The sequence below is a fragment of the Bradyrhizobium diazoefficiens USDA 110 genome, from assembly GCF_000011365.1.
GTDB classification, from domain to species: Bacteria; Pseudomonadota; Alphaproteobacteria; order Rhizobiales; family Xanthobacteraceae; genus Bradyrhizobium; species Bradyrhizobium diazoefficiens.
Genome location: NC_004463.1, coordinates 8,902,263 through 8,921,796 on the forward strand (window position 1 = coordinate 8,902,263; position 19,534 = coordinate 8,921,796).

Genomic DNA, 19,534 nt, shown 5'->3' on the forward strand with positions numbered 1-19,534 from the left:
TAACGGGGCATTTACCATAAATGTTCGCTATTCGTTCGTGTCGGCAGCCGAATCGGCTAGAAGGACAGGCATGAACGAGATCATTTTCGTGGCTGGCGACTGGCCGGTGCGCACGATCGACGCGCTGATCGGCTTCGGCGTCCTGGTCCTCATCCTGCTGGTTGTGATCGCCGTGGTCATTGCACGCTCGGGGCGGCGCGGGGCGGAACTCGCGATGGCGAATGCCATCCGCGCCGACGAGCTCGAGGAGCGCATCAGCCAGATGCTGCACGCCCAGAGCGAGGCTTCGGGCCGGGTCGATGCCATGACCCAGGCGCTGGCCGGCCGCCAGGCCGAGATGGCACGGGCGGTCAACGAGCGGCTGGATTCGGTGACCCATCGCGTCGGCCAGTCCATGGAGCACTCGACCCGCAACACCATGGAGAGCCTGCACGCCCTGCACGAGCGGCTCGGCATCATCGACAACGCGCACAAGAACCTCACCGACCTCACCACGCAGGTGACGACCTTGCGCGACGTGCTCGCCAACAAGCAGTCGCGCGGCGCCTTCGGCCAGGCCCGGATGGAGGCGATCGTCCAGGACGGCTTGCCGAAGGGCGCCTACGAGTTCCAGTTCACGCTCTCGACCGGCAAGCGGCCGGACTGCGTCGTGTTCCTGCCCGACCAGCGCCCGCTCTGCATCGACGCGAAGTTTCCGCTCGAGGCGATGACCGCGCTGCACGATGCCCGCACCGACGAGGAGAAGCGCATCGCCACGCAGCGGCTGCGCGGCGACGTGATGAAGCATGTCAGCGACATCGCGGAAAAATATCTCGTCACCGGCGAGACCCAGGAGATGGCGCTGATGTTCGTGCCGTCGGAATCGGTCTACGCCGAGATCCATGACGGCTTCGACGACGTGATCCAGAAGGCCTATCGCGCCCGCGTCGTGCTGGTGTCGCCCTCGCTGCTGATGCTGGCGATCCAGGTGATGCAGCAGATCATGAAGGACGCGCGCATGCGCGATGCCGCCGACCAGATCCGCACCGAGGTCATCAAGCTCGGCGACGATCTCGGCCGCCTGCGCGACCGCGTGCTGAAGCTCCAGAAGCATTTTGCCGACGTGAACGAGGACGTCCGCCAGGTGCTGATCTCCGCCGACAAGATCGAGAAGCGCGCGGGGCGGATCGAGGAGCTGGATTTCAGCAAGGCGGACGCGCCCGCGGAGGGCCCGCACCTGGTGGCGACGGGCGCGGCCGAGTTGTTCCCGAGGAAGCTCCAGGCGGGGGAGTAGATTTTTTAGCACACTGTCATGCCCCGCGAAGGCGGGGCATCCAGTACGCCGTGACAGTCGTTGTTGAGCCGAAACGCCGCGGAGTACTGGATCGTCCGCCTTCGCGGACGATGACACCGGTGAGATGGTCTGTATGGGCGCACACCATTACTATGTGTATATCCTCGCCAGCAAGATCGGCGGCACGCTCTATATCGGCGTGACGAATGATCTCATCCGCCGCGTGGCGGAGCACAAGTCAAAGCTGATCGAGAGTTTCACAGAGAAATATGACGTCGCGAGGCTTGTCTATTTCGAGCAATTCGACGACCCCGAGAATGCGATCAAACGAGAGAAGCGGCTCAAGAAGTGGAACAGGGCCTGGAAGATCCGCTTGATCGAGCAGCACAACCCGAATTGGGATGATCTCTATCCTGAGATAGCCGGACCACCATGACACCGTCATGCCCCGTAACTGTCATGCCCCGCGAAGGCGGGGCATCCAGTATTCCGCGGCGGTCGTGAATGAACCGGGACGCCCGTGAGTACTGGATCGTCCGCCTTCGCGGACGATGACGCCGAGGATGTTGGAGGCTCTCCCGCCTCACGGCTACCGCGAGAGTCTTTTCCCCCAGAATCTGCTAACACCTCCCCATGACCGCACCCGACGCGACCACCGGAACCGTCCAAACCAGCGCTGACGCCCCCGCCGCCTCCTGGCGCGACAGCCTTGCCGTGTACCTGCAACCGCGGGTGCTGATCGTGCTGTTTCTCGGCTTCTCGTCCGGCCTGCCGCTGGCGCTGTCGGGCTCGACGCTGCTGGTGTGGATGCGCGAGGCCGGGGTCGATCTCGGGACCATCGGGCTGTTTGCGCTGGTCGGTACGCCCTACACGCTAAAATTTTTGTGGGCGCCGCTGGTGGACGCGCTGCATGTGCCGCTGTTCACGCGCGCGTTCGGACGGCGCCGCGGCTGGCTGCTGTTCTCGCAGCTGCTGCTGATCATCGCCATCCTGCTGCTGGCGCTGACCGATCCCGCGCGCTCGCCGTTCTACGTCGCGCTCGGCGCGTTGCTGGTGGCGACGACGTCCTCGACGCAGGACATCGTGGTCGACGCCTTCCGCGTCGAGAGCCTGCCGGAGAGCGAGCAGGCCGCCGGCATGGCGTCCTATGTCGCGGCCTATCGCATCGGCATGCTGGTCTCGACCGCGGGCGCGCTGTTCATCGTCTCCGGTTTCGAGAGCACCGGCATTTCGCGCACATCGGCCTGGATGTGGGGCTATGTGGTGATGGCGGCGATGGTGCTGATCGGCACGATCACCGCGCTGGCCGCGACCGAGCCCGAGCAGTCGGTGCGGGCGGAAGCCGCAACGCAGGCCGATACGGCGTTCGCGCGCGTGCTGCACGCGGCGATCGGCGCGTTCTCGGAATTCCTGGCGCGCAAGGACGCGCTCGCCGCGCTTGCCTTCGTCGTGCTGTTCAAGTTCACCGACGCCTTCTCCGGCACCATGACGGCGCCGTTCGTGATCGACCTCGGCTTCTCCCGCAACGATTATGCGGCGATCGTGAAGGGCGTCGGCCTTGCGGCGACGCTAATCGGCGGCTTTGCCGGCGGCTTCCTTGCCCGACGCTACCCGCTGGCGACGTGCTTGTGGATCGGCGGCGTGGTGCAGGCGCTCGCCAACCTCTCCTTCTCCTGGCTGGCCTTCGTCGGCACCAGCCAATGGGCGCTCGCCTTCGCCATCACAGCTGAGAATTTCACCAGCGCCATCGGCACCGTGATCTTCGTCGCCTACCTCTCCGCGCTGTGCCAGAACCCGCTGCACACGGCGACACAATACGCGCTGCTGACCGCGCTCGCCGCAGTGGGACGCACCTATCTGTCGTCGGTGGCCGGCTATGTCGCCAAGGCGACCGGCTGGCCGCTGTTCTTCGTGATCTGCGTGCTGGTGGCGATCCCGAGCCTGGTCCTGCTGACATGGCTGCAGAAGCGCGGGCATTTCGAAGAGCTGGGGCCGGTAAGGGTGTGACCACCACTGCTGTCATGCTCCGCGAAGGCGGGGCATCCAGTATTCCAGAGACAGTTGTGATTGACCGAGAAGCCGCGGGGTACTGGATCGCCCGCCTTCGCGGGCGATGACACCGGAGTTGTGGAGAAGGCGTCGCGAATCACCCCCTATTGCTTCTTGATGATGCTCCACTTCGTGACCACGGCTTCGCTCATCTGGCCGGGATCGCTGGCGCAGGCGACTTCGTCGACCTTGATCGAGATTTCCTTGCCGACGAAGGTCTTCAGCTGCGCGGCCTGCGCATCGCCGCTCGGAACGAGCTGGAAGGTCTCTGGGCCGGTTTCGAGATTGCACAGCCCGTTCGGCGCCGGCAGGCGGCGCGGCTCGGAGGTGATCTGATACATCGCGATCCGCTTGCCGGCGTTCTTGACGTCGCGCACCTTCATTGCGTTCAGCTCGCCCGAGAGCACGTCGCCGGTGTTGATCGGCTTGCCGGGCTTGGGCGGCGGCGGCGCCGCGTCGTCCTGCTGCGCGGAGATGGCCGGCGTCACCAGCAGCATCATCGTCGCGGCCAAAGCCAATCGAGTGGCGAAAAGTTTCGTCATGTCGTCCGTTCCGTGGGGTCTGTAGGATAGCTAGAACAGGGTCCGCTGCCGCATCGCGGCCGATAGCGTACCTTCATCGAGATAATCAAGCTCGCCGCCGACCGGCACACCATGGGCGAGCCGGGTTACTTTTACGTTGGCGTCCTGAAGCAGGTCGGTGATGTAGTGCGCCGTGGTCTGGCCGTCGACCGTCGCGTTCAGCGCCAGGATGACTTCGTGGACCTCGGCAGCATGTGCGCGCGCGACCAGCGCGTCGATGGTGAGATCCTGCGGGCCGACGCCGTCGAGCGGCGACAATGTCGCACCCAGCACATGATAGCGCCCTTGAGTCGCATTGGCCCGCTCCAGCGCCCAGAGGTCGGCGACATCGGCGACGACCACGATGATCGCGGGATCGCGCTTCGGATCGGTGCAGACCGTGCAGGGATTTTGCGTGTCGATGTTGCCGCAGGTCTTGCAGACCTGGACCTTGTCGAGCGCGACCTGGAGGGCCGAGGACAGCGGCATCATCAGCGCTTCGCGCTTCTTGATCAGATGCAGCGCGGCGCGCCGCGCGGAGCGCGGACCGAGGCCCGGCAGCCGTGCGAGAAGCTGCACCAGCCGCTCGATTTCGGGACCTGCAACCGCGCCCATGTTACTGGCCGAACAGCCCCGGCGGCAGGCCGAGCCCGCCGGTGAGCGACTGCATCTTCTCCTGCACGGCGGCCTCCGCCTTGCGGCGGGCATCGCCGAGCGCGGTCACGAGCAGGTCCTCGAGCACCTCGCGCTCTTCCGCCTTCATCAGCGAGGGATCGATCTTCACGCCCTTGACGTCCATCTTCGCGGTCATACGCACCACGACGAGGCCGCCGCCGGAGATGCCTTCGACCTCCACATTGCCGAGCGCGTCCTGCATCTCCTGCATCTTGGATTGCAGCTGCGCCGCCTGCTTCATCATACCGAGAAAGTCAGCCATAGTCCCGTGTCCTTGGAAAGATAGGCTCAGAGATCGTCGTCGGTATCGGAACCGTCGGGCGGATCGTCACTGCCATAGTCGGCGTTAATATTGGATTCCGGCGTCTCGGGGGCAAGCCTGCGGACCTCGACGACCTTCGATCCGGGGAAGCGCGACAGCACCTCCTGCACGCGCGGATCGGCCTCCGCGGTACGCGCATGCTCCTGCTTGGCGGCCTGGTTCACCGAACGCAGCGTCGGCTGGCCCTGCTCGTTGGAGACGATCACGGTCCAGCGCCGGCCGGTCCAGAGTTCGAACTTGCGCGCGAGCTCGGTGATCATGGTCCTGGAGGCATTGGGCTCGAGCGCGACTTCCAGCCGGCCCTCCTCGAAACGGACGAGGCGCATGTCGGCTTCGAGCGCGGCCTTGGTCATGATGTCGCGCTTCTGGCCGGCAAGCGCGACGAGCTGGGTGAAGCTCGTGATGCGCAGCTGGGGTGCCGCGGCTTGCGGATCCGGCGCGGGCGCCGCCATCTGCGGCCGGGCAGCACCGCCGCCGAACGACGACGGCGATGAGGTCGGCGCGCGCATGGGCGCAGCCGAGACGGCAGGCGCAGCAGAGGCAACCGGCGCCGCCGGCGCGCTGCGCGCCGCACTGCCGCCGCTCACGACCGGCGAGCCGCCGCCGTTCTGCTCCAGCATCCGGATCGCCTCGTCCGGCGTCGGCAGGTCGGCGACATAGGCGATGCGCACCAGCACCATCTCGGCGGCGGCGGCGGGGCGCGTCGCGGCCTGCACCTCGGTGATGCCCTTGAGCAGCATCTGCCACATCCGCGACAGCACGCGCATCGAGATTTTTGACGCGAAATCCCGCGCGCGCACCCGCTCGGTCTCGCCATAGGCGACATTGTCGGCGGTCGCCGGCACGATCTTCACGCGGGTGACGAAATTGACGAACTCGGCGAGGTCCGAGAGCACGACGATCGGATCGGCGCCGACGTCGTACTGGTCGCGGAACTCCTTGAACGCGGCGGCGATGTCGCCACGCGCCAGCGAATCGAACAGGTCGATCACACGCGTTCGGTCGGCGAGGCCCAGCATCTGCCTGACGGCATCGGCTTTCACCGTGCCTGCCGCATGCGCGATCGCCTGGTCGAGCAGCGACAGCGAATCGCGCACGGAGCCTTCCGCGGCACGCGCGATGATGCCGAGCGCCTCGGGCTCGATCTCGACGCTTTCCTTCGCCGCGATGCTGGCGAGGTGCTTCATCAGCACGTCGGCCTCGACCCGGCGCAGGTCGAAACGCTGGCAGCGCGACAGCACGGTGACCGGAACCTTGCGGATCTCCGTCGTCGCGAACACGAACTTGGCGTGCTCCGGCGGCTCCTCCAGCGTCTTCAGGAAGGCGTTGAACGCCGCCGTCGACAGCATGTGGACTTCGTCGATGATGTAGACCTTGTAGCGGGCACTGGCCGGCGCGTAGCGCACGCTGTCATTGATCTGGCGGACGTCGTCGACGCCTGTATGCGAGGCCGCGTCCATCTCCAGCACGTCCATGTGCCGGCTTTCCATGATCGCCTGGCAATGCACGCCCAAGTTCGGCATGTGGATGGTCGGGCCCTTCACTGAGCCGTCCGGCATCTCGTAGTTGAGCGCACGGGCAAGAATTCGCGCGGTGGTGGTCTTGCCGACGCCGCGGACGCCGGTGAGGATCCAGGCCTGCGGGATACGCCCGGTCTCGAATGCATTGGAGACGGTGCGGACCACGGCCTCCTGGCCGATCAGGTCGTCGAACGAGGAGGGGCGGTATTTGCGCGCCAGCACCCGGTAGGGCGCGTTGCCAGCCTGGCTGGCGCTATCGGAGTTAGGAGGGGCGCCAGCGTCGGTCATCGGTCGATCCGCAATGAAATCTCTCTCGGCCGGCTCTTGCGGAAAGGAGCGCGCTGGCGGCAGGGCCGCCGGCGCAATTCGCTCGGAAAAACAGGTAGGAGACTGACGAGCGACCCGATCCGGACCTCGTTAGGGCTGCTTCCTTCCGGACCTGACCCGGTTGGCGAGTGGCTCGTCCACCGCCAATCTCCCGGTCCCTATTTGGGGCCAAAAGGTCGGGAAAGCAAGCGGGTATCAGCTTGAACCGGTTGAGTTTGCCCAGCATCCGGGCAATTCCCGGTCTGCCCAGCCGACAGGCTGTGCTTTCGCTGGTGAGACCACCTTGCTAGAACCTTGCCGGAACCCCATCCAACCAGAAAAGCGATTGATCCCAATGGTTACACGTCGTGATGTTGCATCGATTGTCGGACTTGGCGCCGTTGGCGCGATGGCCGCGGGCGCACTGGCGTCCTCGGCCGTGGCCCAGGCCGCCGATCCGAACGAATCGACCTTCGCCCGCATCCGCCGCACCAAGAAGATGCGGATCGGCGCGGTCGGCGGCGGCGCGCCCTATTACATGAAGGACCTCGCCAGCGGCCAGTGGAAGGGCTTTTACGTCGACATCGCCAAGGCGCTCGCCGACGACATGGAAGCCGAGCTCGAGATCACCGAGACCACCTGGGGCAATTCGGTGCTCGACCTGCAGTCCAACAAGATCGACATCTTCTTCGGCCTCAACCCGACCCCGAAGCGCGCGCTGGTGGTCGATTTCTCGGTGCCGGTCTTCAACAACGCCTTCGGCATCCTCTGCAAGAAGGACTTCAAGCCGAAGACCTGGGCCGAGCTGAACTCGCCCGACGTCAAGATCGCGGTCGACCAGGGCTCCTCGCACGACCAGGTCGTCAGCCGCCTGATACCGAAGGCGCAGATCTCGCGCCTCAAGACCGCCGATGACGCCACCGCCGCGCTCCAGACCGGCCGCGTCGACGCGCAATGCCTGATCACCATGCTGTCGCTGACCGTGCTGAAAAAGAATCCCTCGCTCGGCCAGTTCGTGCTGCCGACGCCGATCTTCGCCACCACGTCGAACGCCGGCTTCCGCCGCGAGACCGACAAGACCTGGCGCGACTACGTCAACACCTGGATCGACTTCAACAAGGGCCTCGGCTTCATCCGCAATGCGATCATCACCAACATGGAGCTGGTGGGCGTGACCGAGGCGGACATTCCGCCGGGCGTTTCGTTGTAAGCTCCCACTGTCATTCCGGGGCGATGCGAAGCATCGAACCCGGAATCTCGCACTGCAATCTCTGGATTCCGGGTTCGCGACTTCGTCGCGCCCCGGAATGACGGTGCAAACGGCACCCGCGACGAGTAAACGCACGCATGTATCACTGGGACTTCGGCATTCTCTGGAGCTATCGCTGGCTCTTTCTCAACGGGCTCGGCGTCACCGTCGGCTTCACCGTGGTCATCGTGGTGCTCGGACTGGTGTTCGGCCTGTTCGGCGCATTCGGCAGCCTGTCGCGTCTCAAGGCGGTGCGCCTCGTCGCCCTCACCTTCATCGAGGCGTTCCGCTGCACGCCGATTCTGGTGCAGCTGATCTGGTTCTATTACGCGCTGCCGATCCTCGCCGGCGTCGAGATGACGCCGATCACGGCCTCGGCGCTGGCGCTGTCGCTCTATGGCGGCTCGTTCTATTCGGAGATCATCCGCGGCGGCATCGTCTCGATCGACAAGGGCCAGTCCGAAGCGGGTGCCGCGCTCGGCATGACCCCTGGCCAGGCGATGCGGCGCATCGTGCTGCCGCAGGCGATCAAGCGCATGATCCCGGCGCTGATGAACCAGTCGATCATCCAGTTCAAGAACACCTCGCTGGTCTCGGTGCTGGCGGTGCCTGACCTCGTCTATCAGAGCCAGGTCGCGGCCCATGACAGCTACCGGCCGCTGGAGACCTACACGGCGGTCGCGGTCGCCTATGCCGCAATCCTGATTCCGCTCACCATCATCGTCCGGCGCGGCGAGAAGCGATTGGCGGTCGGCGAATGAGCGACACTTCGAAGATCGAGATCCGCGCCTTGCGCAAGAGCTTCGGCAGCAACGAGGTCCTGAAGAACATCAGCCTCGACGTCGCCAAGGGCGGCGTGGTGGCGCTGATCGGCCCGTCTGGCTCGGGCAAGTCGACGCTGCTCCGCTGCGTCAATCTTCTGGTGACGCCTGATGGCGGCAGCGTTCGCGTCGGCGATACACGCTTCCAGTTCGGCGAGGGCGCAAAGCTGCCCGACGTGAAGACACTCGCAAGATTCCGCGCCACCACCGGCATGGTGTTCCAGCACTTCAACCTGTTCCCGCACATGACCACGCTCCAGAACGTGATGGAGGGACCGGTCACGGTGCGCCGCATGGCCAGGGCCGACGCCGAGAAGCTCGCGCGGGCGCAGCTCGCAAAGGTCGGCCTTGCCGAGAAGGCGGACCAGTATCCGGCGACGCTCTCGGGCGGACAGAAGCAGCGCGTCGCGATCGCGCGGGCGCTGGCGATGGAGCCGGACGTGATGCTGTTCGACGAGGCCACCTCGGCGCTCGACCCTGAACTCGTCGGCGAGGTGCTCGCCGTCATGCAGCGGCTGGCCTCGGAGGGCATGACCATGGTGATCGTGACCCATGAGATCGCCTTTGCCCGCGAGGTCGCCGACCGCCTCATCTTCATGCGCGACGGTGTCGTCGTCGAGGAAGGCCCGGCGCGGCAGGTGATCGACAATCCCCAGGAAGCCGCGACGCGTGCCTTCCTCAGCCATTTCCACCGCACCGGCGCGCTGCCGCCGGCCAACGCAACATCCTGATGTCCGATATCAATCGCGTCTATCTCGTCACCGGTGCCGCCAGCGGCATCGGCCGCGCCACCGCAAGACTGCTCGCGGCGCCCGGCACCGCGCTGCTGCTGCACACGCGCTCCAATGCGGCCGGCCTCGATGCCGCTGCGGCGGAAGCCGAAGCGCAAGGCGCTGTGGTCGCAAAATGCCTCGGCGACCTCGCCGGGGAGGCCGCCGCCACCGACGCCGTCGCCGCTGCGCAAACCGCCTTCGGCCGACTCGATGGGTTGATCCTCGTGGGCGGCCATGCCCGCCGCGGCAGCGCGATCGGCACGCCGGCGGATGAATTCCGCCAGGCGATGGACGAATCCGCGCTGGCCTTCACGCGCCTGGTCGACGCCGCGCTGCCGCTGCTGCGCGCCGGTCGCGACGCACGGATCGTCGCGGTGTCGTCCTTCGTGGCCCACGCGATCCGCCCCGAGTTTGCGCCGTTCGCGGCAACGGCTGCGAGCCGCTCCGCGCTTGAAGCGCTGGTGCGGCTCGCTGCGGTCGAGCTCGCAAAAGACGGCATCACCGTCAACGCCGTCTCACCGGGCCTCATCGTCAAGGACAAGCCGAGCGAGAGCCGGCTGTCGCCCGAGCAGATCGCTGCGACCGAAGCGCTGATTCCGATGCGCCGCCGCGGACGGCCGGAGGAAGTGGCCGAAATCATCGCCTTCCTGGCGTCCCCCAAAGCATCCTACGTCACCGGCCAGGTCTGGCACGTCAATGGAGGCCTGACATGACCGAAGCAACCGTCGAACGCATCAGGCTGTTCCTGATCGAAAGCCCGATCAAGATGGCGCGCCTGCAGGGCGTCGGCAACGTCAAGGGCACGGTGAAGCGCGTGCTGATCGAGCTCACGTCAAGCGACGGCGTGATCGGCTGGGGCGAGGCAGCGCCGTGGGAGGTCTTTACAGGAACGCCGGAAGCAGCCTTCTCCGCGCTCGACATCTATCTGCGGCCGATCGCGCTCGGCAAGCCGGTGCGCCGCATCCGCGCGCTGATGGCCGAGCTCGACCGCGCGCTGGTCGGCCATGCCGAGGCCAAGGTCGCGATCGAGATGGCGCTGCTCGACATCGTCGGCAAGTCGTCGGGGCTGTCGGTCGCCGACCTGCTCGGCGGCCGCGTGCGCGACACGATCCCGCTCTCCTTCTCGATTGCCGATCCGGACTTTCCCGCCGATCTCGAGCGCATGCGAAAAATGGTTCCGGACGGCAATGTCATCTACAAGGTCAAGACCGGCGTGAAGCCGCACCGCGAGGATCTCGATCATCTTGAGGCAATCCGGAAGGAATTCGGCGACAAGGTCGACCTCCGTGTCGACTACAACCAGGCGCTGGCGCCGTTCGGCGCCATCAAGATTTTGCGCGATGTCGAGGAGTTTGCGCCGACCTTCATCGAGCAGCCGGTGCCGCGCAAATATCTCGACGTGATGGCGCAGCTCACCGCGGCGCTGGAAACGCCCGTGCTCGCCGACGAAAGCTGCTTCGACCGCCGCGACATGATGGAGGTGGTGCGACGCGAGGCGGCCGACGCCGTCTCGATCAAGCTGATGAAGGCCGGCGGCCTGTTCGAGGCGCAGGCGATCATGGCGATCGCCGACATCGCCGGCCTGCCCGGCTATGGCGGCACGCTGTGGGAGGGCGGCATCGGCCTTGCCGCAGGTACGCAGCTGATTGCGGCCACGCCGGGCATCTCGCTCGGCTGCGAATTCTACATGCCGCATCATGTGCTCACCGAGGACGTGCTGGAAGAGCGCGTCGCCAACCGCGCGGGTCACGTGGTCGTGCCCGACGGCCCCGGTCTCGGCATCCGCGTCAGCGAAGCCTCGGTCCGCGCCAATGCGCAGGTGCTCGCGGAGGCGTAGTTTCTGTCATTCCGGGGCGCGCAAAGCGCGAGCCCGGAATCCATAACCACAGGAAGAGGTGGTGGCGGGGGCTGGCAACTGCGAGTCTTCGCCAAATCTCTCCCTGTGGTTATGGGCCCCGGATCAGCGCTCCGCTTCGCTGCGCTTGTCCGGGGCGACGACCGTGTATGCAGTACCGGCGGAGCCCCGATCCTTCCCCTATCGGAATCGGTATCGTATGGTCGAACCCAACAAGCCCGTCCCACCGGGCCATCCGGAAAACCTTCATGTCCGAACCCGCCTGGTCGCTGCACTCCCGCCTGAAAGAGGACACCATCGACATCGGCGACCTGCCGCTGTCGAAGGTGCTGGTCATCAAGGACGCCAATTATCCCTGGCTGTTGCTGGTGCCGCGGCGCCCCGATGCGGTCGAGATCATCGATCTCGACGAAGTGCAGCAGGCGCAGCTGATGACCGAGATCTCCCGCGTCTCGCGCGCGCTGAAGGAGATCACCAAATGCGACAAGCTCAATATCGCGGCGCTCGGCAACCTCGTGCCGCAGCTTCACGTCCACATCATCGCCCGCCGCACCGGTGACGCCGCCTGGCCGCGGCCGGTCTGGGGCGTGATGCAGCCCTTGGCGCATGACGCCACAGAGGTGCAGAATTTCATCAGCGCGCTTCGCCGAAAAATCTGGTTGGGTTGAAAGAACAAGAAATGTCAGCATTCGACGCATTTCCGCTGGGACAGCCGGCCTTCGTCACCAACATCCTCGACCGCGCCGCGCATCTGCGCCGCGACGACGAAAAGCTGTTCGCGCTGGAGCAGAAGCCGTCCTCGCGCGCCTATGTCGTCCACCGCGACTCGCTGCTGGTGAAGCGCGAAGGCGAAAACGTGCGCGCGCTGCTGGGAATCGACGAGGCGCTGAAATGCGGCGCCAATCCCGGCACGATCTTCTTAGGCTTACGCGACGGCGCCGCTGTGTTCGGCATGGGCCTGTCGCAGGCCGCCGCCGAGAAGCTGGTCGGCCGCGAGGACTACAGCCTCACCGAGCTGCGCGGCATGGCCATGCAGGGCGCGATTCCCCCCGACGAGCTTTCGGCGATCGCGATGGCGAAGTCGATGGTGAGCTGGCACCAGCGCCACGGCTATTGCGCCAATTGCGGCACGCGCAGCGCGATGAAGGAAGGCGGCTGGAAGCGCGATTGCCCTGCCTGCAAGGCCGAGCATTTTCCGCGCACCGATCCGGTCGTGATCATGCTGGTCGCCTCCGGAGAAAAATGCCTGCTCGGCCGCCAGAAGCAGTTTCCGCCGGGCATGTTTTCCTGCCTCGCCGGCTTCGTCGAGGCCGCCGAGACCATCGAGGACGCGGTGCGCCGGGAGATCCTCGAAGAATCCGGGATCCGCTGCACCGACGTGCAGTATTACATGACGCAGCCGTGGCCCTACCCGTCGTCGCTGATGATCGGCTGCAGCGCGCGGGCGCTGAACGAGGACATTGTCGTCGATCATTCAGAGCTGGAGGATGCGCGCTGGTTCACGCGCGAGGAGGCGGCGCTGATGCTGACGCGGACGCATCCCGACGGGCTCGCCGGCCCGCATCCCTTCGCCATCGCCCATCACCTGCTCGGCCGCTGGGTGCACGACAAGAGCGGCGCTTGAGCTGAGGCCGGTGATGGCCGGGATTGCGCCGCGCATCCTCTGCATCGGCATTCCCGTGCGCGACCTGACCTTTCGCGTCGAGGCCGTGCCCGCACGCGGCAGCAAGGCGAATGCCACGCATCTTGCCGAGATCTGCGGCGGCAACGCGCTCAATGCCGCGATCGCGATGGCACGGCTTGGCGGCCGCGTCTCGTTCGCAGGTCCCATGGGCGATGCCCGGGAGACGTCGAGCGGCTTCATTCTCGAACGGATGGCGCAGGAAGGCATCGACACCGGCCATATCGTGCGCATGCCTGATGTGACCACGCCCGTCTCCGCGATCATGATCGAGCCCTCCGGCGAGCGGACACTCACGATCTATCGCGATCCCGGCCTGTGGAGCGTGAAGCTGCCGGACGCTGACGTCCTGCTCGCCGATTGTCGGGCGGTCCTCGTCGAAAGCCGCTGTGCAGGGTTCGCGACCTCCCTCTGCGCCGAGGCGCGCCGGCGCGGCATACCTGTCATCGTCGGCGTCGACCGCGCGATGTCTTTGCAGGACGGCCTGCTCACGGCGGCCTCGCATCTTCTGTTCGCCAGCGAACAGGTGCAGGAGACTGCCGGCATCGCCGCCGACGGCGAGGCATTGCGGCACCTGGCGAAGCTGACGCCGGCCTTTCTCGCCGCCACACGCGGTCCCCTCGGTACGATCTGGCTGAACGATGCAGGCGAGCTTGAGGAGACACCGGCCTTCCCGGTTCATGCGGTCGATACGCTTGGCGCCGGCGACGTCTTCCATGGTGCCTTCACGCTTCGCCTGGCCGAGGGTGCGGTGGTACGGGAGGCGCTGCGATTCGCCGCGGCTGCCGCAGCGCTGAAATGTACCCGCCATGGTGGCGGCCTGGCTGCCCCGCAACGCGTTGAAGTTGAAAGGCTTTTAGACGGACCGCCAGCGAGGGCGCCGGGCGGGTCGCCAAGATTATAGGCTTGTCGTGGAAGGATTTTCTCTATATCAGGGAAATCGACCCCTATAATGAAACAAAGTTCTTCAAATGACTGACCTCGCCGTCCAGATCCCCGAGACCAGCCGCCGCCTCGACGCCATCGACCGCAAGATTCTGATGGTACTCCAGGAGGATGCCTCCCTGTCCGTCGCCGAGATCGGCGATCGTGTCGGCCTGTCCTCGACCCCCTGCTGGAAACGCATCCAGCGGCTGGAGGCCGACGGGGTGATCCTGAAACGGGTCGCCCTCGTCGACCAGAACAAGATCGGGCTCGGCATCTCCGTGTTCGTCTCGGTCGAGAGCTCAGATCATTCCGACGCCTGGCTCAAGAAGTTCGCCGAGGCCGTCAGCGCCATGCCCGAGGTGATGGAGTTCTACCGGATGGCCGGCGACGTCGACTACATGCTGCGCGTCGTGGTCGCGGACATGCAGGCCTATGACGTGTTCTACAAGAAGCTGATCAGCGCCGTGCCGCTGAAGAACGTCACCTCGCGCTTCGCGATGGAGAAGATCAAGTCGGTCACCGCGCTGCCGATTCCGGCGGTGGTGGCGGCTTAGAGCTCACCACACGAAAAGTGTCATCGCCCGGCTTGACCGGGCGATCCAGTACTCCGAGACGCCTGCGATTGAACCGGGAGGCCGCGGCGTACTGGATGCCCCGCCTGCGCGGGGCATGACGCAGTGCATGTGGTGATACCGGCCCCTCTCAGATCGTCTGATTGTACGCGCCGACTTCGGGATGCGTGCGCAGCACGCTGTTCACCATCTCGAACATGTCGTGCATGCGCTGCTCGGAGACCGGGCTCTCGACCACGACCACGAGCTCGGGCTTGTTGGAGGAGGCACGCATCAGGCCCCAGCTGCCGTCTTCCACCGTGACGCGCACGCCGTTGACGGTGACGAGATCGCGGATCGCCTGGCCGCCGATCTTGGCACCCTTGGCCTGCAAGCCTTCGAAATGCTTCACCACGGCGTCGATGACGCCGTATTTGACCTCGTCGGCGCAATGCGGCGACATGGTCGGCGACGACCAGGTTTTTGGCAGCGCGTTCTTCAGGTCGGCCATCGACTTGCCGGGGGCGCGGTCGAGCATATCGCAGATCGCAATCGCCGAGACCAGGCCGTCGTCATAGCCGCGTCCATACGGCTTGTTGAAGAAGAAGTGGCCCGACTTCTCGAAGCCGGCGAGCGCACCCGTCTCGTGGGTGCGGCGCTTCATGTAGGAATGGCCGGTCTTCCAATAGGTGGTCTTGGCGCCCTGCTTCTGCAACACCGGATCGGTGATGAAGAGGCCGGTCGATTTCACGTCGACGATGAACTGCGCGTCCTTGTGGATCGCCGACATGTCGCGCGCCAACATCACGCCGACCTTGTCGGCGAAGATTTCCTCGCCGGTGTTGTCGACGACGCCGCAGCGGTCGCCGTCACCGTCGAAGCCGAGGCCGACATCGGCCTTGTGCTGCAGCACCGCGTCGCGGATCGCGTGCAGCATCTCCATGTCTTCAGGATTCGGATTGTATTTCGGGAACGTGTGGTCGAGCTCGGTGTCGAGCGGGATCACCTCGCAGCCGATCGCCTCCAGCACCTGCGGCGCGAATGCGCCCGCGGTGCCGTTGCCGCAGGCCGCGACGACCTTGAGCTTGCGCGTCAGCTTCGGACGGCTGGTGAGATCGGCGATGTAGCGCGCCGGATAATTCTCGTGGAATTGATAGGAGCCGCCGACCTTGTTCTTGAAATCGGCGTTGAGCACGATCTCCTTGAGCCGCGTCATCTCGTCCGGGCCGAAGGTCAGCGGGCGGTTGGCGCCCATCTTCACGCCGGTCCAGCCATTGTCGTTGTGCGAGGCCGTGACCATCGCGCAGCAGGGCACGTCGAGATCGAACTGCGCGAAATAGGCCATCGGCGTCACCGCGAGCCCGATGTCGTGCACCTTGCACCCCGCCGCCATCAGGCCGGAGATCAGCGCATATTTGATCGAGGCGGAATAGCCGCGGAAGTCATGGCCGGTGACGATCTCCTGCTTGACGCCGAGTTCCGCGATCAGTGCGCCCAGCCCCATGCCGAGCGCCTGGATCCCCATCAGGTTGATTTCCTTCTGGAACAGCCAGCGCGCGTCGTATTCGCGAAAACCCGTAGGTTTCACCATCGGCTCGGATTCGAAGGCGTAGGTGTTGGGCAACAAGACGGATTTCGGCTTGGGAAACATTGAGACGGTCTCGTGAAAAGGGGGGCAGGATTTGATGCAGCCTTAGCGAATGCCAGGCCGCAGCGGAAGGCGGGAATGGCAGCTTGTGGCTTATAATTGCGGCAGTTTAGCAACGGGGGAAATCTGACCGCGAGAGCGGTCGAAACAACGACGCTTTTTGAAATATACGGTCGCAGGAGCCTTTGGGAGGCTTCTACTGCTCCAGCACCATCTGCCCGTTGGCGTACTCGAAACGCTTCAGGCGGGACAGGAAGGAGAGGCCGAGCAGGTTTTCCGACAGCGCCTCGTCCGGCAACACCATGGCGTCGACGTCGCGCACGACGAGGCCGCCGACCTCCAGCATGGCGATGCGGGTGCGCGCGGCCTTGATGGTGCCGTTGGCGGTGGAGACGGTGGCGTTGTACTCGCCGCGCGAGGGACGCAGGCCGAAGCGGGCGGCCGAGGTCTCGTTCAGCGCAACGACGGAGGCGCCGGTGTCGACCATGAAGCCGATGCGCTGGCCCTCGATCCGGCCCTCGGTCTGGAAATGGCCACGGCCGTCGCGGCCAATGGCGAGGCTGCGGCCACCGGCCGGCGCCGTGGTTGCGACCGCGACCGTCGTGCGCGGCGCTGACGTGGCGGAAGCGGAGCTCATCCTGTCCGCCATCTGCGCCATGAAGGTGCCGAGGCCGATCATGATGGCCGCGAGGATCATTATGTTACGCATCACACCACTTCCGAGCCGGAAAGCTCGATTTCACCACGCGACACGACCGTCCGCGAGCGACGCCGCGGCCGGGCCAGTGCCATTTTGACGAAAAGGATGAGCGGACGGTTAATACGGGTTCGTGATTTCTCAGGTGCCGCGCGGTTTGACCCGCCGGGTCGGCAATGCATTCGCCGGATCTTCCGGCCAGGGATGGCGCGGGTAGCGGCCGCGCAGGTCGGAGCGTACCGCGGCGTAGCTGCCGCGCCAGAAACCGGGGAGATCGCGCGTCACCTGCACCGGGCGCTGCGCCGGCGACAGCAATTCCAGCACCAGCGGCACCTTGCCGGCCGCGATCGACGGATGGGTGTTGAGGCCAAACAACTCCTGGAGCCGCACTGCGATGGTCGGCCCCTGCTCGGCCTCGTAGTCGATCGCGAGCACGGTCCCGGTCGGCGCCTCGAAATGCGTCGGCGCCTCGCGGTCGAGCCGTGCGCGCATCTCCCACGGCAACAGCGCCATCAGCGCATCGGAGAGATCGCCGGCGGAGATATCCTTGAGCGCTATCTTGTCGTAGAGCGCGGGCACCAGCCAGTCGTCGCGCCGCACGATCAGCCCGTCGTCGGACAGGTCAGGCCAGCTGTCGCCTTCGGCCTTGCGCAGGAACATCACGCGGTCGCGCCATTGCTCGGCCGCCTTCGACCAGGGCAACCGGTCGAGGCCCGCGGCGATCAGACCATCCGCGAAGATGCGCGCGGTCTCCTCCGACGGCGACACAGCCAGCGTAGCTTCAGAGAGCGTGATCGCATGCAGCGCGCGCTTGCGCCGTGCACGCAGCGCCATCGCGCCGCGATCGAACGAGATCTCGTCAACGGTCTCGATATGCTCGGCGAAATGCCGCTCGATGTCGTCCTCGGTGATTTGCGCGGCGAGCAGGATGCGGCCGCTCGCCGCCGTGCCCGTCATTTCGCCGATCGCGATATAGGGCGCGCGGGCGAGCGACGAGGTCTGCTCGACGGCGGCGCCGCGACCGTTGGCGAGCACGAAACTGCCGTTGCCGCGATTGCGCGCGACGCGGTCCGGGAAGGCATAGGCGAGCATCAGGCCGGTCGAGAGATCTTCCTGCGGCCCCTCCTTCTCTGACGCCGCGACCTGCGAGGCCCAGCGCCGGGCAAGGTCGCGCGCACTCGATGCGCGCGGTGAGCGGTCGCGGCGGAACTGGTCGCGCCGGTGCTCGAGATCGGCGCTGTCGCCGCCGAGCCCGCGCTCGGTGAGGATCGCCGCGATCTCGGCGGCGTCTCCGCCCGCGCCGGCGCGATGCGAATCCACGATCATGCGCGCCAGCCGCGGCGGCAATGCCAGCGCGCGCAGGCTCTTGCCCTCGGCGGTGATGCGGCCGTCGCCATCCAGCGCATTGAGCTCGCTGAGAAGGCTCTTGGCTTCCTTCCAGGCCGGCTGCGGCGGCGGGTCGAGGAACGACAGCGCGGCGGGGTCAGTGACGCCCCATTGCGCCAGATCGAGCACGAGCGAGGACAGATCGGCGCTGAGGATTTCCGGCTGGGTGTAGGGCGCGAGCGACGCCGTCTGCGGCTCGTCCCAGAGCCGGTAGCAGACGCCCGGCTCGGTGCGGCCGGCGCGGCCGCGGCGCTGATCCACCGCCGCGCGCGAGGCGCGCACGGTCTCGAGCCGGGTCAGGCCGATATCAGGCTCGTAGCGCGGCACGCGGGCAAGACCGGAATCGACGACAATGCGCACGCCTTCGATGGTGAGCGAGGTCTCCGCGATCGAGGTCGCCAGCACCACCTTGCGCGTGCCCTTCGGCGCGGGCGCAATGGCGCGATCCTGCGCGGCGGCATCGAGCGCGCCGAACAGCGGCACGATCTCGATACTGGCGTCCTGGACGCGCTCGCCGAGGAAATTCTGGGTGCGGCGGATTTCAGCGGCGCCGGGCAGGAACGCCAGCACCGAACCGCCATCGGCGCGCAACGCCGAGGCGATCGCATCCGCCATCTGCCGCTCGATCGGCGCGTCCGCCTTGCGGCCGAGATAGCGCGTCTCGACCGGAAAGGCGCGGCCCTCGCTTTCGACGACGGGCGCCTCACCGAGCAGCTTTGCGACGCGGGCGCCGTCGAGCGTTGCCGACATCACGAGAATGCGCAGATCCTCGCGCAGGCCGGTTTGCGCGTCACGCGCCAGCGCAAGGCCCATGTCGGCGTCGAGCGAACGCTCGTGAAATTCGTCGAACAGGACGGCGGCAACGCCGGAGAGCTCGGGATCGTCCATGATCTGGCGGGTGAAGATGCCTTCGGTCACGACCTCGATGCGCGTCGCGCGCGATATTTTCGAGCCGAAACGGACGCGGTAGCCGACGGTCTCACCTGCCCGCTCGCCGAGCGATTTGGCCATGCGATCGGCGCTGGCGCGCGCCGCGATGCGCCGCGGCTCCAGCACGATGATCTTCTTGCCCTTGGCCCAGGGCGCATCGAGCAGCGCCAGAGGCACGCGCGTGGTCTTGCCGGCGCCGGGCGGGGCCACCAGCACGGCCGCATTGTGTGCCTCGAGCGTGCGCGACAAATCGTCGAGCACGGCATCGATCGGGAGGGGCGTGTCGAAGCTGCGGGGCAAAGGTCTCGGTC

At 66.1% G+C, this 19,534-nt stretch carries 19 protein-coding genes and 1 other RNA gene; 12 read left to right on the top strand and 8 right to left on the bottom strand.

Going from position 1 to position 19,534, the window contains the following annotated elements; all coding sequences use genetic code 11:
* The first annotated feature begins 70 nt into the window (after positions 1–70).
* The 3 genes from BJA_RS41155 (at position 71) to BJA_RS41165 (ending at position 3,280) form a co-directional block, all read left to right on the top strand.
* Positions 71–1,273 (top strand): DNA recombination protein RmuC, encoded by a 1,203-nt coding sequence (locus BJA_RS41155; protein ID WP_028175976.1) that lies wholly within the window; start codon positions 71–73, stop codon positions 1,271–1,273.
* A 133-nt stretch (positions 1,274–1,406) separates the two neighbouring features.
* Positions 1,407–1,709, top strand: a complete 303-nt coding sequence (locus BJA_RS41160; RefSeq protein ID WP_028175975.1) for a GIY-YIG nuclease family protein — start codon at positions 1,407–1,409, stop codon at positions 1,707–1,709.
* Positions 1,710–1,906: 197 nt separating this feature from the next.
* Entirely contained in the window at positions 1,907–3,280 is a 1,374-nt protein-coding gene (locus tag BJA_RS41165; protein ID WP_011090834.1) for an AmpG family muropeptide MFS transporter, read from the top strand.
* A 146-nt stretch (positions 3,281–3,426) separates the two neighbouring features.
* Here the strand turns inward: BJA_RS41165 and BJA_RS41170 are convergent, their stop codons facing one another.
* From BJA_RS41170 to ffs, 5 genes are all read right to left on the bottom strand, one after another.
* Positions 3,427–3,864, bottom strand: a complete 438-nt coding sequence (locus BJA_RS41170; protein WP_011090835.1) for a hypothetical protein — start codon at positions 3,862–3,864, stop codon at positions 3,427–3,429.
* Between the two features lie 30 nt (positions 3,865–3,894).
* Entirely contained in the window at positions 3,895–4,497 is a 603-nt protein-coding gene (gene recR / locus BJA_RS41175) for a recombination mediator RecR (protein WP_011090836.1), read from the bottom strand.
* Position 4,498: 1 nt separating this feature from the next.
* Positions 4,499–4,819, bottom strand: coding sequence for a YbaB/EbfC family nucleoid-associated protein (locus BJA_RS41180; RefSeq protein ID WP_011090837.1), 321 nt, complete (start codon positions 4,817–4,819; stop codon positions 4,499–4,501).
* Positions 4,820–4,845: 26 nt separating this feature from the next.
* Entirely contained in the window at positions 4,846–6,687 is a 1,842-nt protein-coding gene (locus BJA_RS41185; RefSeq protein WP_011090838.1) for a DNA polymerase III subunit gamma/tau, read from the bottom strand.
* A gap of 94 nt (positions 6,688–6,781) precedes the next feature.
* Positions 6,782–6,878, bottom strand: an RNA gene (gene ffs, locus BJA_RS41190) — signal recognition particle sRNA small type.
* A gap of 182 nt (positions 6,879–7,060) precedes the next feature.
* Here ffs and BJA_RS41195 point away from each other — a divergent pair.
* The 9 genes from BJA_RS41195 to BJA_RS41235 all read left to right on the top strand — a co-directional run bounded on the left by BJA_RS41195 (position 7,061) and on the right by BJA_RS41235 (position 14,565).
* A complete protein-coding gene (locus BJA_RS41195) occupies positions 7,061–7,915 on the top strand; it encodes a transporter substrate-binding domain-containing protein (RefSeq protein WP_011090839.1) in 855 nt (284 codons plus the stop codon).
* A gap of 137 nt (positions 7,916–8,052) precedes the next feature.
* The gene (locus BJA_RS41200) at positions 8,053–8,715 is read left to right on the top strand and encodes an amino acid ABC transporter permease (RefSeq protein ID WP_011090840.1); all 663 of its coding nucleotides are present in this window, start codon (positions 8,053–8,055) and stop codon (positions 8,713–8,715) included.
* Entirely contained in the window at positions 8,712–9,506 is a 795-nt protein-coding gene (locus BJA_RS41205) for an amino acid ABC transporter ATP-binding protein (RefSeq protein ID WP_011090841.1), read from the top strand. Before BJA_RS41200 ends, BJA_RS41205 begins: the two co-directional genes overlap by 4 nt.
* The gene (locus BJA_RS41210) at positions 9,506–10,261 is read left to right on the top strand and encodes an SDR family NAD(P)-dependent oxidoreductase (RefSeq protein WP_011090842.1); all 756 of its coding nucleotides are present in this window, start codon (positions 9,506–9,508) and stop codon (positions 10,259–10,261) included. Before BJA_RS41205 ends, BJA_RS41210 begins: the two co-directional genes overlap by 1 nt.
* A complete protein-coding gene (locus tag BJA_RS41215; RefSeq protein WP_011090843.1) occupies positions 10,258–11,385 on the top strand; it encodes a muconate cycloisomerase family protein in 1,128 nt (375 codons plus the stop codon). The genes BJA_RS41210 and BJA_RS41215 overlap by 4 nt, the downstream gene beginning before the upstream one ends.
* 266 nt (positions 11,386–11,651) lie before the next feature.
* Positions 11,652–12,071, top strand: a complete 420-nt coding sequence (locus tag BJA_RS41220) for an HIT family protein (protein ID WP_038966071.1) — start codon at positions 11,652–11,654, stop codon at positions 12,069–12,071.
* Positions 12,072–12,082: 11 nt separating this feature from the next.
* Positions 12,083–13,027: an NAD(+) diphosphatase gene (gene nudC / locus BJA_RS41225; protein ID WP_011090845.1), complete on the top strand. Its 945-nt coding sequence runs from the start codon at positions 12,083–12,085 to the stop codon at positions 13,025–13,027.
* Positions 13,028–13,040: 13 nt separating this feature from the next.
* Complete coding sequence (locus BJA_RS41230; RefSeq protein ID WP_038966070.1) at positions 13,041–13,988, top strand: sugar kinase; 948 nt, start codon at positions 13,041–13,043, stop codon at positions 13,986–13,988.
* Positions 13,989–14,055: 67 nt separating this feature from the next.
* Positions 14,056–14,565 (top strand): Lrp/AsnC family transcriptional regulator, encoded by a 510-nt coding sequence (locus tag BJA_RS41235; RefSeq protein ID WP_011090847.1) that lies wholly within the window; start codon positions 14,056–14,058, stop codon positions 14,563–14,565.
* Between the two features lie 148 nt (positions 14,566–14,713).
* Here BJA_RS41235 and BJA_RS41240 read toward each other — a convergent pair whose 3' ends face one another.
* The 3 genes from BJA_RS41240 to hrpB form a co-directional block, all read right to left on the bottom strand.
* Positions 14,714–16,213, bottom strand: coding sequence for a phosphomannomutase/phosphoglucomutase (locus tag BJA_RS41240; RefSeq protein ID WP_011090848.1), 1,500 nt, complete (start codon positions 16,211–16,213; stop codon positions 14,714–14,716).
* Between the two features lie 193 nt (positions 16,214–16,406).
* On the bottom strand, positions 16,407–16,919 hold the full coding sequence (locus BJA_RS41245) for a TIGR02281 family clan AA aspartic protease (protein WP_162494178.1): 513 nt from the start codon (positions 16,917–16,919) through the stop codon (positions 16,407–16,409).
* A 129-nt stretch (positions 16,920–17,048) separates the two neighbouring features.
* Entirely contained in the window at positions 17,049–19,523 is a 2,475-nt protein-coding gene (gene hrpB, locus BJA_RS41250; RefSeq protein ID WP_038968081.1) for an ATP-dependent helicase HrpB, read from the bottom strand.
* Positions 19,524–19,534: the final 11 nt, after the last annotated feature.